13 protein-coding genes and 1 riboswitch are annotated in these 13,651 nt (G+C 66.8%); of the genes, 5 read left to right on the forward strand and 8 right to left on the reverse strand.

Going from position 1 to position 13,651, the window contains the following annotated elements:
• Positions 1-64: 64 nt before the first annotated feature.
• Positions 65-1,117 carry an AraC family transcriptional regulator ligand-binding domain-containing protein gene (locus VMT65_RS09055; protein WP_326307608.1) on the forward strand — a complete coding sequence of 351 codons (1,053 nt, stop codon included), beginning with the start codon at positions 65-67 and terminating at the stop codon, positions 1,115-1,117.
• Positions 1,118-1,172: 55 nt separating this feature from the next.
• Here the strand turns inward: VMT65_RS09055 and VMT65_RS09060 are convergent, their stop codons facing one another.
• The gene (locus VMT65_RS09060) at positions 1,173-2,006 is read right to left on the reverse strand and encodes an esterase/lipase family protein (protein WP_326307609.1); all 834 of its coding nucleotides are present in this window, start codon (positions 2,004-2,006) and stop codon (positions 1,173-1,175) included.
• 457 nt (positions 2,007-2,463) lie between these two features.
• On the opposite strand from VMT65_RS09060, the gene VMT65_RS09065 reads away from it, so the two are divergent.
• On the forward strand, positions 2,464-3,207 hold the full coding sequence (locus VMT65_RS09065; protein ID WP_326307610.1) for a tRNA-dependent cyclodipeptide synthase: 744 nt from the start codon (positions 2,464-2,466) through the stop codon (positions 3,205-3,207).
• Positions 3,204-4,397 carry a cytochrome P450 gene (locus VMT65_RS09070; RefSeq protein WP_326307611.1) on the forward strand — a complete coding sequence of 398 codons (1,194 nt, stop codon included), beginning with the start codon at positions 3,204-3,206 and terminating at the stop codon, positions 4,395-4,397. Before VMT65_RS09065 ends, VMT65_RS09070 begins: the two co-directional genes overlap by 4 nt.
• Before the next feature lie 62 nt (positions 4,398-4,459).
• On the opposite strand, the gene VMT65_RS09075 is transcribed toward VMT65_RS09070, so the two are convergent.
• From VMT65_RS09075 to VMT65_RS09095, 5 genes are all read right to left on the reverse strand, one after another.
• Entirely contained in the window at positions 4,460-5,269 is an 810-nt protein-coding gene (locus VMT65_RS09075) for an SAM-dependent methyltransferase (protein WP_326307612.1), read from the reverse strand.
• 180 nt (positions 5,270-5,449) lie between these two features.
• Positions 5,450-5,635, reverse strand: a complete 186-nt coding sequence (locus VMT65_RS09080) for a hypothetical protein (RefSeq protein ID WP_326307613.1) — start codon at positions 5,633-5,635, stop codon at positions 5,450-5,452.
• 165 nt (positions 5,636-5,800) lie between these two features.
• A riboswitch (M-box (ykoK) riboswitch) is annotated at positions 5,801-5,972 on the reverse strand.
• Between the two features lie 43 nt (positions 5,973-6,015).
• Positions 6,016-6,681 (reverse strand): NUDIX domain-containing protein, encoded by a 666-nt coding sequence (locus VMT65_RS09085; RefSeq protein WP_326307614.1) that lies wholly within the window; start codon positions 6,679-6,681, stop codon positions 6,016-6,018.
• Positions 6,678-7,550: an NmrA family NAD(P)-binding protein gene (locus VMT65_RS09090; protein WP_326307615.1), complete on the reverse strand. Its 873-nt coding sequence runs from the start codon at positions 7,548-7,550 to the stop codon at positions 6,678-6,680. The genes VMT65_RS09085 and VMT65_RS09090 overlap by 4 nt, the downstream gene beginning before the upstream one ends.
• Before the next feature lie 74 nt (positions 7,551-7,624).
• Positions 7,625-8,149: a MarR family winged helix-turn-helix transcriptional regulator gene (locus tag VMT65_RS09095; protein WP_326307616.1), complete on the reverse strand. Its 525-nt coding sequence runs from the start codon at positions 8,147-8,149 to the stop codon at positions 7,625-7,627.
• 149 nt (positions 8,150-8,298) lie between these two features.
• On the opposite strand from VMT65_RS09095, the gene VMT65_RS09100 reads away from it, so the two are divergent.
• The gene (locus VMT65_RS09100; RefSeq protein WP_326307617.1) at positions 8,299-9,681 is read left to right on the forward strand and encodes a serine/threonine-protein kinase; all 1,383 of its coding nucleotides are present in this window, start codon (positions 8,299-8,301) and stop codon (positions 9,679-9,681) included.
• Between the two features lie 173 nt (positions 9,682-9,854).
• On the opposite strand, the gene VMT65_RS09105 is transcribed toward VMT65_RS09100, so the two are convergent.
• Together VMT65_RS09105 and kstD are read right to left on the reverse strand one after the other, a co-directional pair.
• A complete protein-coding gene (locus VMT65_RS09105; protein ID WP_326307618.1) occupies positions 9,855-10,334 on the reverse strand; it encodes a pyridoxamine 5'-phosphate oxidase family protein in 480 nt (159 codons plus the stop codon).
• A gap of 156 nt (positions 10,335-10,490) precedes the next feature.
• Positions 10,491-12,227, reverse strand: coding sequence for a 3-oxosteroid 1-dehydrogenase (gene kstD, locus VMT65_RS09110; protein WP_326307619.1), 1,737 nt, complete (start codon positions 12,225-12,227; stop codon positions 10,491-10,493).
• A 387-nt stretch (positions 12,228-12,614) separates the two neighbouring features.
• Between kstD and VMT65_RS09115 the strand changes: the two genes are divergently transcribed.
• Positions 12,615-13,595 (forward strand): adenosine deaminase, encoded by a 981-nt coding sequence (locus VMT65_RS09115; RefSeq protein ID WP_326307620.1) that lies wholly within the window; start codon positions 12,615-12,617, stop codon positions 13,593-13,595.
• Positions 13,596-13,651: the final 56 nt, after the last annotated feature.

Genomic DNA, 13,651 nt, shown 5'->3' on the forward strand with positions numbered 1-13,651 from the left:
CCACCGGTCCCCCGGTGCGCCGAACCGGTGGCGGAGCGTAGGCGGTCGGATTAACGTCTGCCGTATGGCAGGGCCGCGCCGCGACACAGAGCCGATCGGGACCGATCAGACGCTGCTGCATCGGTTCGTCATCCGGCAGCTCACCGCCGCCGGTCTGGATCGCGATCGGCTGATTCGGGAGTGCGGTGTGCCCGAGTGGACGCTGACCGGATCGGGCGTGCATGTGCCCAGCGAGACGTTCTCGCGGCTGTGGGAGGTCGCGGCGCGGTGGCTCGACGATCCGGAAGTGGCGCTGCGCGTCGGCAATCGGTACGAGTTGAAGGCGACCCAGCTCTACGACTACCTGTTCTCCTCCGCACCGACGGTCGGCGCGGGGCTGGCCACCTGCGGCCCGTATGTGAGCGCGGTGACCACCAACCACCGCTTCGACTTCTTCGCCGAGTCCGACGACGAGTGCACGCTGACCCTCGACATGGTCAATGGCGAGGGCCGGGCTCGCGATCTCACCCACGCGTGGGGACTCACCGCCGTGCTCGCGCGCGCCCGCGGCGTGGTCGCCGAGCCGTTGCATCCAGTCCGAGTGTCGCTGCGGCAGTCGGCACCTCGCGACCTCACCGCCTACCACGACGTATTCGGTTGCACCGCCATCGATTTCGGAGCCAGCCGGGATTCGATGACCTTCCGCGCCGCCGACATGGACCTGCCCCTGACCACCGCCGACCCGGTCCTGGCCGACGTCCTGCGCCCCTTGGCCGCGGCCCTCCCGCCCCCACCACCCCTGGCCACCGCCTGGCCCGAGCGCGTGGCCACCGCCATGGCCGAGGATCTCGACCTGGGTGAGGTCTCCCTCGAACAGATAGCCCGCCGCCTCACCGTCAGCCCCCGCACCCTGCAGCGCCGCCTCGCCGAGGCCGGAACCACCTGGCGCAATGAACTCGACCGCGCCCGCTACGCCCGCCTGGCCGCGGCCTCGGCCGACGGCCCCCTGAGCCGCACCCAGCAAGCTCGACTCCTCGGCTACGCCGATGCCGCCTCGGTCCGCCGCACCGCGATCCGCTGGGCCTTGGCAGCCTCGACGCGACCCGACGGTCAGGACGTCCGGCGCACCGGCTCCTAGCCGACCGCACCGCTACCCGGGGTCTCCCGGTCCCCGGGTAGCGGTGCGTCGCGGCTCAGCCGGGCAGGCCCAGGCTACAGGTCACCTTTTCGGCATGCGCCGGATCCAATGCGTTGGAGACCATTTCGCTGACGTCGGCGTCGTAGGCGAGACCGATGTGGCCGACCGGGTCGAGCGGGCAGGTGTCCTGAACATAGGCGTTCTTCACACCGGACTCGGCGACGAAGGCGGTTTCGGCCGTGTTGAACAAGGTCGACTTGTGCGGAACCACCAGCGCATCGGTGCGTGAAGCGATGATCGTGTACGCCACGCCCGGTTGGGCGATGGCTCCGTTGTCGAGAGTCTTCACCGCCGAACCGCCGACCACCAGCTCACTACATGCCGGGCACCCGAGCGGAATCACCTTGGTGACAAGGAAATCCAGATCGGCGTCCTGTGCGACGGTGACCAGTCCCACGAAGGTCGTCCCGTGCGTCGGCGGCGCGAGCGCGACCACCTTGCCGACCTTGCCCGCGTACCCGAGCACCTTCGGTACGTACAGGGACTGGAACGCACCCTCGGAGTGCCCGACGATATCGACCTTGCTCGCCCCGGTCGCGGTGAGCACCCGGTCGATGTACGAGGCGATCTCGTGCGCGGAGATATCGATATCGACCGTGCCGCCGACCGGGACGGTCTCATCGACCTTGCCGTAGGTCGGCGCGAAGGTGCAATAACCCTTGGCCGCGAGGATCAACGCCAACGGGCCGACGTTTCCGTCAGCATTTCCGCCGAGGCCGTGGAGTAATACCACCGGATCGGGATGTGCGGCATTGGGTTTACAGGTGAAGTCGTTGTAACCGGACGTGGCCGCCGAGGCCGGGACCATGGCGAATACGATGGCAGCCACGGCCACCAGTACAGCGAGCAGGAAACGGGAAAAAGGACGCAAGGGTCCCTCCTGGAGCGAGAAACACGATTATTCCACATCGCGAACGATGCGTGGTAGCGAAACATACTGCCCGCCAGGTCGTTTTCACAGACTTTCGACGAATTCTCGCCCTATGCAGAGAAACAAAAATGGTCCCCCAATTTTCGTCGTTTTGTCAGTTTGCTTTTGCGCATGTTTCGCACCGCCTGAAGGACGCGGGGCGAGTGAGGTCGTACCAGACCCCGTCATACGGCGAGTCATACTGCCCCGCAGTACTTTTCAGCACTGTCCATCGTTGGATAGCACGAAGAGCCCGCGGGCTCTCGGCCCCGGATTCGTATCCGGTCGTGGTGCCGCCGGGTCGATCACGGGGTGAGGATTGCGGTGCTCGCGAGTTCCGGCCGTTCGTCGTACCGCAACGAGAGGTGTGCCCGTCGTGATACCAGCAACACTCCCCAGACCTCCGCGCGAAAGCACGGAACCTATTGCACAGGAAGGGTTTTCGGTACAGCCTTTCACCGCGCACTGCCGCGTCATCCTCGACGACGGCGATCACGCCATCATCGGGGTCTCGCCCGGGAACAGCTACTTCTCGGGCCGACGGATTCAGGAGCTCGCGCGCTGGGGCCTGGCTCGATTCGACCGCGCCGACTTCGTCTACACCGATGTGTTCCAGGCCGAGATGTACGAGGCGCTGGGATATTCGCAGCTCGATGCCCGTCGGAAGGCGGTGAAGAATCTGCGCGGCGTCCGCGCGAAGATCACCGCCGCCGTCGCCGAGGCGGACCCGTCGGGCCAACGCCTTGCCGCACACCCGATTTCGGCATTCCAGAACTATCCGGCGTATCGCCGCCTGCACGCGGATCTGGTCGCGCGCCTGGCCGGCGACGAGGAGTTCGCGCAGGTCTGCCACGGGCTGGTGGACTCGTTCCTGTCCTCGAAGGTGCTGTCGGGCGCGCAACCCACCGCGCGGCAACAACGGGTGTGCCTGGACTACATCTGCGCCGAAGCGCCGCTGTTCCTGGACACGCCCGCGATCCTGGGCGTCCCGTCCTCGCTGAACTGCTACCACCAGCTGCTTCCCATGGCGGAGCTGCTCTACTCGCGGGGTGCCGGTCTGCGCGCCTCCCGCAATCAGGGCCACGCCATCGTCACTCCCGCGGAAGGACTCACCGCATGACCACCACCGCCACCGTCCCCCTGGACTTCCCCTTCTCCGCGCGCGGCGACCGGATCCCGGCCGAGGTCGAGGTCCTGCGCTCGGCGACCCCGGTCCGCAAGGTCCGCACCATCGCCGGGGACGAGGCCTGGCTCGTCTCCTCCTACGCGCTGTGCAAGCAGGTGCTCGAGGACAGCAGGTTCTCGTTGAAGGACACCTCCGCACCGGGCGTACCGCGCCAGTACGCGCTGACCATCCCACCCGAGGTGGTCAACAATATGGGCAACATCACCGGGGCCGGTCTGCGCAAGGCGGTGATGAAGGCGCTGAATCCCAAAGCCGCTGGGCTGGAAGACTTCCTGCGCGTCACGGCCGGTGCGTTGATCGAGGACATCCTGGCGGCGGGCGCACCCGCCGATCTCCGCAACGACTTCGCCGAACCGTACTCGAGCGCCCTGCACTGCCACATACTCGGTATCCCGCAGGAGGATTCGGCACTGCTGATGCGCAGCCTGCCCATCGCGTTCATGAACTCCGCGGAACCCATCCCGGCGGCAAAGCTCAACTGGGACCGGGATATCGCGTACATGATCGACCGGCTCGACGATGCCCGCTCGACCGGTCTGATCGCCGAACTCGCCGCATTGCGCAGGGATCCCGACTACTCGCATGTCTCCGACGAGATGTTCGCCACCGTCGGGGTCACCCTGTTCGGCGCGGGCGTCATCTCGACCTCCGGGTTCCTCACCATGGCGCTGGTCTCCCTGCTCCAACACCCCGAGCTGCGCGCCCTGCTGCTGCGTGATCGATCGCTGATCGCGGCCGGCGTGGAGGAACTCCTGCGCATCAACCTGTCCATCGGCGACGCGCTCCCCCGGCTGGCCACCGAGGACCTTCTACTCGGCGAAACCCTGGTCCGCCGAGGCGAATTGGTGCTCGTCCTGGTCGAGGGCGCCAACTTCGACCCCGAAGCCTTTCCCGACCCCCACACCATCGACCTGGACCGGCCCAACGCCACCTCGCACCTGAGCTTCGGCGGCGGCCAGCACTACTGCCCCGCCACGGCACTCGGCCGCCGCCACGCCCAGATCGCGCTGGAGATCCTGCTCGACCGGCTGCCGGAGCTGGAACTGGCCGTCCCCATCGAACAGCTCGTCTGGCGCACCCGCTTCATGAAGCGCATCCCCGAACGCCTGCCGACCATGTGGTGACCGATCCGGATCCGTAGTCGACCGACACCGCTACCCGGAGTCGCCCAGACCCCGGGTAGCGGTCAGGGTTTGCGGCCCATGCCCGCGTAGGCCCAGGCCGGGCCGGAGTACGGGTCGGGTTCGAACAGGGGTGCTTCGGCGAGTTCGGGGTGCCCGTCGTCGAGGTGGACCACGCCGGGGGCGATGAGATCGGTTCCGGCGAAGAGGGATTCGGTTTCGGCGCGGGTGCGCAGGGCCATGGTGATACCGGCGCGCTCGCAGGCGGCGGCGGCCAGGTCCGCTCCCTTGGGGTCGACGTCGGCGGTGGGGTAGGTGATGACCAGGCAGCTGCCGGAGGGGACGGCGTCGAGGAGGCGGGCGATGATGCCGTGCGGGTTGTCGGCGTCGCGGAAGTACATGAGGACGGCGACCAGCATGATGGCGACGGGTCGATCCAGGTCGATGGTCTCGGCGAGGGTCGGGTCGGTCAGGATGGAGTCCGGGTCGCGCAGGTCGGCGAGAATGAAAGCGGTTCTGCCCTGCGGGGTTCCCGACATCAGGGCGCGGGCGTGGGCCAGCACGATCGGGTCGTTGTCGACGTAGACCACGCGGGCCTCGGGATCCACATCCTGGGCGACCTGGTGGACATTGCGCGCGGTCGGCAGGCCGGTGCCGATATCGAGGAACTGGGTGATGCCCAACTCGGTGATGGCGTAGCGGACGGCGCGACCCAGGAACGCGCGATTGGCGCGGGCCATCGCGCGGATGCCGGGGATATAGGAGGCGATCTCGTCGCCTAATCGCCGGTCGGGTAGGTAGTTGTCGCGGCCGCCGAGCCAGTAGTCGTAGAAGCGGGCCGGATGCGATCGGGACGAGTCGATGGTGGACGGCATCCCGGAAATAATTCGACCCCGGTGTCTGGACATGAATGAGAACCCTTCTCCAACGGCGCGCAGGCCCAGCGGGCGATGGCCTGGCTACTCATTCAGGATCGGGCATCCCGGGAACTCCGGCAGGCGAATCGCCGGAGTTCCCAGGGTGTTTTCTCGGCGCGGCCGAGAACCGGCCGGTTGTCAGACGTGGAATGGGTGACCGCCCAGCGACGCCGTGTAGACGGCGGCGCGGGAGCGGGCGAGTCGCATATTGGCTCGCTCCTGATCGGTCAGGCCGTAGCGGGCGCGGACCCGCCCGATCGAAGCACCCAGCACCGACAGCACGGTCAATGGTGTACGGGCACGCGGCATCGCGAAAGTCGCCATGGCAGAACTCCTTTGCGGGAGGAAGGTGGAAGCTGACTCGGATACGGACTATCGCCGGAACTCATTCGCCCCTCACCTCCTCGCCGTCAGGACGCACGCGCGCGTCGACCATCTTCGCTGTGCCGCACCGGGCGAGGGATCCGAAGCCGCCCATGACCGGCGGCCGAGGCACCCCTCTCGTCAGAGCTTCGGCACTGCACGACGTATCCCGCCAGTCGGGAAGCCACTTCGGATAACCCCTTAATCCGGGGAGATCTGTCCTAACCCTGGGCGTCTCTCGACGTCGTCGGATCAGTGGCCTGTGTTCGTACAGGAGCCTCGCCTAGCGAGGTGCTGACCAACCCATAGTCGACCCGGCCACCGCGCGAAGTCAAATCGCTTTACGGATTCCTTGCGTGGCCGAACGGGCCGTCGAGCGCGGCCCATTGCAGCAGCATGATGGTCTTGGCGTCGGCGATCTCACCGGTTCGGATCATGTCCATGGCACGGGTGAACTCGATTTCGACGGTCTCGATGTCCTCGCCCTCGGCCGCGATTCCGGCACCCGTCGTGGGGCGCGCGTCCGCGTAGGGGGCGGCGTAGAAGTGGAGTCGCTCGGTGACGGAACCGGGGCTCATGTACGCCTCGAACACCCGCTGGACCGGACCAATGCGGTGGCCGGTCTCCTCGTAGGTCTCCCGGCGGATCGCCTCCTCCGGATAGTCGTCGTCCAGGAGTCCCGCGGGGGTCTCGAGCATCATGCCGTCCGGATGGCCGTTGACGTAGGCGGGGAGTCGAAATTGCTTGGTCAACAGGATCGTTCGACTTTCGAGGCGATAGAGCAGGATGGTTGCGCCGTCGCCGCGGTCATAGGTTTCGCGCTCTTCGCGGCTCCAGTGGCCATCCCCATGCTGAAAGTCGAATGTGGTGTTGCGCAGGACATACCAATGGCACGACAACACCTCGACCGCACGGATGCGGACTCGCGGATTGCCCGTGAGGTCGAGCCCGTGGCGGTCCAGACCGGTGCGCCCGCGACGGTCGGGGACATCGACTCCAACGGTCATCGCGTAACCACCTGGGGCCGAAAGGAATCCAGGCTCTCCACCAGGAAGAGTTCCAGTGTCCGTGGAGCGTGCCCGAGGATGCGAGCGACAGTGTCGGTCGGGCGTTCCGGATGCGTGACGGCCAGCCGCTGGACTTCAGTGATGTGCGTGGCCAGCCAGTCCGGGAGGCCCGAGCGCTCGATGAGCTGTGCACGGAAGGCATCTGACGGCAGGTCGACATACCGGATCGGTCTACCGAGAGCCGAGCCGAGCAGCTCCGCGATCCGCGGATAGCTATAGGTCCGCGAACCGGTGAGAGTGTATGCACCCCCGGCGATCTCGCTGCGTGTGAGTGCCGCGGCCGCGACTTCGCCGATGTCGCGGGCATCGATGTAGTTGAACAAGGCCGCGCCCGAAGTACCGACGATGACGCCGCCCTCGACGATCCCGGGAGCCAGGAGCAACAGCTTCTGCATGAACGCGTAGGGCCGCAGCATGGTCGCGACCATCCCGGATGCCCGCAAGGCTTCCTCGATCGCGTAATGCCATCGCGAGACCGCCACCGGTGAGTCCGGCGCGGCAATGGGAGCCGACAGCTTGACCACGTGGCCGATGCCTTGCTCGGCGGCGATTTCGATTGCCCGAGTTTCGAGTTCGATCTGAGCCGGGCCGTTGGTCATGGTGAGGAACAGCTGTGTCGCGCCATCGAACGCGGCCCGCAGTGATTGCGGATCCGCCGCGTCGGCGTACCGGACCTCCGAACCCGGGGCCAGCGATGCCCGGACGAACTCCGGACGCCGACTCACTGCCCGGCACGGCACCCCGATTTCGGTGAGACGGCCCATGAGAGCCTGGGCGATCGAACTCGTCGCCCCCATCACAACAATCATCCGTCGACCTTTCGAACTATAATTAGGTAGCTAACTATGAGGGTTTGACGGACCGCATGCAGGCGGCCGTTCGTTCAGTCGGCGGTGAGCGCGTCGATTCCGTGGGTGATGCGGTCGAGCAGCTCGAGAAACACGGTGCGCTCCTCGCGGGTCAGGACGTCGACCATCGATTGCAGGCGGGCGAAGTGCTCGGGGGCGATATCGCGCAACTTCCGCGCGCCGCGGGCCGTCAGCACCACGGTCACCGCGCGGCCGTCCTCCGCCGAGGCCCGCCGACACACCAGCCCCTGCTGTTCGAGCCCACTGATCAGCCCGGTAACCGTTGCGCGCGTGACCCCCAGGATCGCCGCCAACCGCGACGGCGACAACTCCCCCTCGGCATCCTCGAGCGCCGCCAACAACCGATACCGCCCCGCCGAAAGCCCGAACCGCGCGAAATGCACCTCGGTCGCCTGCCCCAACTTCGCCCCCGCCGCCAAGAGCCGCACGGCCACCAGCACCGCCCGCGGGTCCACCTCCCCCTCGAGCCCATACCGCCGCAACTGCAACCGCGCCTGCCCCAACGTGGGAGCGTTCAAGTCCTCCGCATCCGAACTCACAAATCTAATATGGCACCTAACTACCTCACCGTCAAAGTCATCCAGAACACGCGGTCGTCATGCCCGGTCCGCCCTGGCCTCCCGCTCGGATCCAGGCCGGAAGCGGCGAATTGATCACTCACACAACCCCTTCCAGCAATACTGGACGAATGCAGTTGGGGCCCGGAACCGTCTTCGCCGGTCACGTGATCGAACGCGAGATCGGGGCGGGCGGGATGGGGGCGGTCTATCTGGCCCGTCATCCTCGATTGCGGCGGCTGGTGGCCTTGAAGGTGCTGACCAGCGAGAAGAATCGGAATTCGGCGGTCGCCGCGCGCTTCGAGCGCGAGATCGAACTGATCACGGCGCTGGAGCACCCGAATATCATCCCGGTCTATGACCGCGGCGTCGAGGACGGCATGCCGTGGTTGTCCATGAAATACGTTGCGGGCGGGGACGTCGCGAGCTTGATCGCGCGGGAAGGGGCGCTGGCACCGCAACGCGCCGTGCGGCTGCTGGCCGACGCCGCCGCCGGATTGGATTTCGCGCACCGCAGGGGCGTGGTTCACCGGGATGTGAAGCCCGCCAATCTACTGCTGGAATCCGTCGATGGGCAGGAGCGTGTTCTCGTCGCGGATTTTGGCATCGCCCGCGCGGTCGACGCCACCGTCACGGCCACGGGACTGCTCGCGAGTTTCGCCTACACGGCACCGGAACGCTTCGAAGGAGAAGTCGCCGACGGATACTCCGACATCTATTCGCTCGGCTGCACGTTCTTCCAAATGCTCACCGGCAGAGTGCCTTTCCCCGGGGACAGTGAGGGTGCCGTTGTCGCCGCGCATTTGACCGCGACGCCGCCACGACCGAGCGGCATCCGCCCCTCGGTGCCAGGGGGATTGGACGCCGTCATTGCCAGGGCACTCGCCAAAAGCCCGCAGGATCGGTATCCCGACTGCGCGTCCATGGTCGATGCCGCCCGGGCCGCGCTGGCCGAGGCCACCACCTCCGAGTCCGAGCGCCCGGGTAGGACCCGGACGCGACGCCCCGCTTCTCGCCGCGCGGCCGTCATTTTCGTGGCGGTCGGCATCGCCTCGGTCGCCGCGATCGCGGCGCCCGTCTACTTACACCTGCGCGCCGTGAACAGCCACAGTGGTGTCGCCGCAACCGCGACCGACACCGCATCGGCGACTTCCACCGACTCACGCTCATCTTCGACTGCGCTGCCGTCACCGGTGGCGACACCACCACGCGTCATTTCCCGCTGCGGTGATCAACCAGAAATCCGCCCCACCAAGATCTCCGCCCTGCACTGCGGCACCAACGCCGACATTTGGATCGACGACTTGGTCTGGTCACGATGGGACCAAACCGCCGCTGACGGAACCGGCACCATTCACCGCAACACCTGCCAGCCCTCGTGCTCGGCGGGCCACTACATGACCGTCCCGGTTTCCGTTACCCTGCAACGGTATTCGCCGTTCTTCAACGTATACATGAGCATTACCATCGACGACGGCACAGCCCTCGAAAGCGACGACCTACCCACCGGCTGACGACCTCCTCAGCTGGCCTCGGACGTTACGGCCACGGCCTCTCCCCGCGCTGGCTCCCCGCCCAACTCACCGCCGACCAGGCGCGCGAGCATCTCCGCAAGGCACTCGAAACTCTCCTTCCGGCCAAGGGGAGCAATCGAATTCGCGCGGGCACCGGATCCAGCGGCCGACCCTCAGCTCGCGGCTGAGTCCGGCCCGAAGGCGGCCTCGGCGTGGATTGAGCCGCGCCGCACCAGTCGCACGCCGGTGACCAAGGTGGGTTCGATGGCCACGATGGTGTCCATGAAGCCGTCGATCCAGGGCCGCACCCGGCGGTCGTAGCGGGCCACCCGCATGGGATCGGTGATGGTCCGCGCGATGCCGGTGACCACCACCGACCAGCCCAGTCGACGCACCGGATCGAGGTCGTCGGCCTCGAAAGCGACCACCACCTCCGGGTCGGCGCGCACCGTGGTGGTGAGCCGCGAGCTCAGTCGGGTCCGCACGATCACCTGGTCGCCGTCGACGATGTGATTGACGGGTCGGATGGCGGGCAGCGCGTCGCGGGTGAACACCACACGACCGAACGGAACGGTGGCCAGCAGACGCAGGGATTCGGCCCGCGACAGGTTCACCATGCTGCGCGGCTCTTCGTGGGAGTCGAACGGGTCCATGTCCGCACCTCCTGTCGACTGGTTCACGGATGTGTCCGATCTCCATCTGACCACCGGTAGCTGTCGGTTCGACAGGGACAAACGCCCTCGATCGGCACTTCGTGGCGGTGGCGCGGGAGACACCGCGACCACCGCCACCATCCGCGTCGTGCGGGATCAGAGGGTATTGGCCGCGACGTAGCCGAAGGTCATGGCGGGTCCGATGGTGGAGCCCGCACCGGCGTAGCTGTGGCCCATCACCGCGCTGGAACAGTTTCCGGCCGCGAACAGGCCCGGGATGACCGCGCCGGCGGCGTTCAGGACGCGGGCGCTGGCGTCGGTCAGCAGACCGCCCTTGGTGCCCAGATCGCCCGGCTCGATCTTGCAGGCGTAGAAGGGCGGTAGCAGCAGCGGCGCCAGACACGAATTCGGGAAGACGCCGGGATCGGTGTAGTAGTGGTCGTACACCGAATCACCGCGTTTGAAGTCGGTGTCCTTGCCCGCCAAGGCCATTGTGTTGAACTTGGTGAGCGTCTTGGAGAAATTGCCGGCATCGACGCCGATCGCGGCGGCCAGCGCGTTCCACGTGTCGGCCTTCTTCACCGCGCCCGAGCTGTACCAGGTGTCGGGGAACGGCAGGGTCGGGGAGACATCGCGGAACAGGTACTTGTCCCGATAGTTCTGGTCGAAGATCAACCAGCACGGGATGTCCGGGTTGGCGGGGTTCTGTTTGTACATCACGTGCACCACGTCGCTGTAGGGCGCGGCCTCGTTGACGAATCGGTTGCCCGCCTGATTGACGATGATCGTGCCGGGCAGGGTGCGTTCCGCCAGACAGAAATACGGTTCGTTCGGGAGCGGGATGGCCGGCCCCCACCAGCTGTCGTCCATGAGCGAGACCTGCGCGCCCGCCGCGATTCCGGCCAGGATGCCGTCGCCGGTATTGGCTGCCGCGCCGACGGTCCAGTCGGTGCCGATGGGTGCCTGCTGGTATTTGGTGCGCATCGACAGGTTGTGCTCGAATCCGCCGGAGCACAGGATGACTCCGCGATTGGCGGTGAGGTTCACGCTGTTCCCGTTCTGGGTGACCGTGACCCCGGTGACCTTCCCGGAACCGTCGTGCAGCAGCGCGGACAGTGGGGTGTTCAGCCACACCGGCACCTTGGCCTGCAGCAGCCCGGCGCGCAGTCCGCCCGCCAAGGCTTGGCCCATGGTGAGCGGAACCTTGCCCGCGGCAACGGCTTCCGTGTAGCGGGCGACCGTTTTCGTCGCCACCGCAGCGCCTTTGGCATTGACCGCCGAGATCGCCAGCCACTTGTACTCCTGGCTGAAGATCGTCACGCCCTTCGGGGTGGGGATGTAGGACGGATTGAGATTGGCCAGTTCCGAGCCGAGTAGGTTGCCGTCGAACAGGTCCGGTTCGATGGACCGGCCGTTCGGCATGCCGCCGGTGAGTTCCGGGTAGTAGTCGGAGTAGCCGTCCATCCAGATGAACTTCGAGGGGCTGTTCGCCATCACGAAGTCGAGCATCTTGGGACCGTTGGTCAGGAACGCCGCCTTGCGGTCGGCCGCGACATCGGAACCGACGACCGCGTCGAGATAGGCGGCCGCCTTGGCGGGCGTATCCGGTACTCCCGCAGCGAGAATCACCGAATTGTTGGGCAGCCAGATACCGGCCCCGGACCGGGCCGCGGAACCGCCGAACACCGCGGCCTTCTCCACCACCAGGACGGAGAGACCGCGCTTGGCCGCGGTCAGCGCGGCGGTCATGCCCGCCGCGCCGCAGCCGACGACGACCACGTCGTAGGCGGGATCGGCGGCATGGGCCAGATGCGGTGCGATCGTGACGCCGACCAATCCGGCGATCGCGCCGCCCAGCACCTGACGACGTGTGTGTTGCGTGGGTGAAGCCATGGAAAACTAACCTTTTGCAGCAGAATGAATTCAATGAAAAACGGTGCGCCGCAACCGGTCTCCGCCGCGAACGCGCGGCAGGGCAAAGGATTACGGGAGTCGTTGCGAGCGGTATCCGGTTCAGGCACCGAGAAAGCCCGACGCTGGCCGCGAGACCGGAGCGACCTGTCTACGCGGCAGTGTCGAGTACGGGCGTGCGGCATCGCGCGGGGAGCACACACGCATCCCGGCGGGACCCCCTCGCTACTACCGAGGCCGGCCCGTGATCACCGGGATGCCAGACCTTATCCCCAGCCCACACCGCCCGTGTCCGTTTCGCGTATTTTCCACTGAGCGGGAGACGGGCGTGTCGGGCGTCACCGACACCGCCTCCCCTACGATCGTCGGATGCCGATTCCGAAAGCCGAGTTGCATCTGCACATCGAGGGCACCCTCGAACCCGAGTTGGCCTTCCGGCTCGCCGAGCGGAACGGCATCACGCTGCCCTTCGGGAGCGTCGAGGAATTGCGGGACGCCTACAGTTTCAGCGACCTGCAGTCGTTCCTCGATCTGTATTACGCGCTCACCGATGTGCTGCGGACCGAACAGGATTTCACCGATCTCGCGAACGCCTATTTGGCTCGGGTGCGGGAGGACGGTGTCCGGCACGCGGAGATCTTCTTCGATCCGCAGGCCCACACCTCCCGCGGCATCGCCTTCGACATCGTCGCGCGCGGACTGCTGGCCGCCCTGGACCGCAGCGAGCAGGACTACGGCATCACCACCTCGCTGATCCTGTCCTTCCTGCGCGATCAGTCGGCGGAATCGGCGCTCGAAACCCTCAGTGCGGCAGAACCATTCCTGGACCGCATCGTCGCCGTCGGCCTGGACTCCGCCGAGGTCGGACACCCGCCCGCCAAGTTCGCGGCGGTCTACGAGCGCGCCCGCGCCCTCGGTCTGCGCGCGGTCGCGCACGCCGGTGAGGAGGGCCCGCCCGTGTACATCCGCGAAGCCCTCGACATCCTGCGCGTCGAACGCATCGACCACGGCGTCCGCTGCCTCGAAGACCCCGAGCTGGTGAATCGCCTTGTCCGCGAGCGCATCCCGCTGACCGTCTGCCCCTTCTCCAATGTGCGCCTGCGCGTCGTGGACACCCTCGCCGACCATCCCCTGCATCGCATGCTCGACGCGGGCCTGCTGGTCACCGTCAACTCCGACGATCCGGCCTACTTCGGCGGCTACGTCCACGCCAACCTCACCGCGACCGCCACCGAACTGTCCCTCACCGACGCCCAGGTCCGCACCCTGGCCCGCAACTCCTTCGAGGCCGCCTTCCTCGACGAGCCCACCCGCGCCACCTACCTCGCCGAACTCGACGCCTACCACTGACCCCGGCGCGGCGAAACCAGCGATCGGCCCGCCTACCGCGTTGTAATGCCGTTGAT

It is taken from the genome of Nocardia sp. CDC153 (assembly GCF_035818515.1).
In the GTDB taxonomy this organism is placed as follows: domain Bacteria; phylum Actinomycetota; class Actinomycetes; order Mycobacteriales; family Mycobacteriaceae; genus Nocardia.

Excerpts from the sequence above, each read along its gene's own strand:
- VMT65_RS09085 (WP_326307614.1), bottom strand. The coding sequence starts at position 6,681 with ATGACCGTTGGAGTCGATGTCCCCGACCGTCGCGGGCGCACCGGTCTG.
- VMT65_RS09090 (WP_326307615.1), bottom strand. The coding sequence starts at position 7,550 with ATGATTGTTGTGATGGGGGCGACGAGTTCGATCGCCCAGGCTCTCATG.
- VMT65_RS09080 (WP_326307613.1), bottom strand. The coding sequence starts at position 5,635 with ATGGCGACTTTCGCGATGCCGCGTGCCCGTACACCATTGACCGTGCTG.
- VMT65_RS09070 (WP_326307611.1), top strand. The coding sequence starts at position 3,204 with ATGACCACCACCGCCACCGTCCCCCTGGACTTCCCCTTCTCCGCGCGC.
- VMT65_RS09105 (WP_326307618.1), bottom strand. The coding sequence starts at position 10,334 with ATGGACCCGTTCGACTCCCACGAAGAGCCGCGCAGCATGGTGAACCTG.
- VMT65_RS09115 (WP_326307620.1), top strand. The coding sequence starts at position 12,615 with ATGCCGATTCCGAAAGCCGAGTTGCATCTGCACATCGAGGGCACCCTC.
- VMT65_RS09075 (WP_326307612.1), bottom strand. The coding sequence starts at position 5,269 with ATGCCGTCCACCATCGACTCGTCCCGATCGCATCCGGCCCGCTTCTAC.
- kstD (WP_326307619.1), bottom strand. The coding sequence starts at position 12,227 with ATGGCTTCACCCACGCAACACACACGTCGTCAGGTGCTGGGCGGCGCG.
- VMT65_RS09100 (WP_326307617.1), top strand. The coding sequence starts at position 8,299 with ATGCAGTTGGGGCCCGGAACCGTCTTCGCCGGTCACGTGATCGAACGC.
- VMT65_RS09055 (WP_326307608.1), top strand. The coding sequence starts at position 65 with ATGGCAGGGCCGCGCCGCGACACAGAGCCGATCGGGACCGATCAGACG.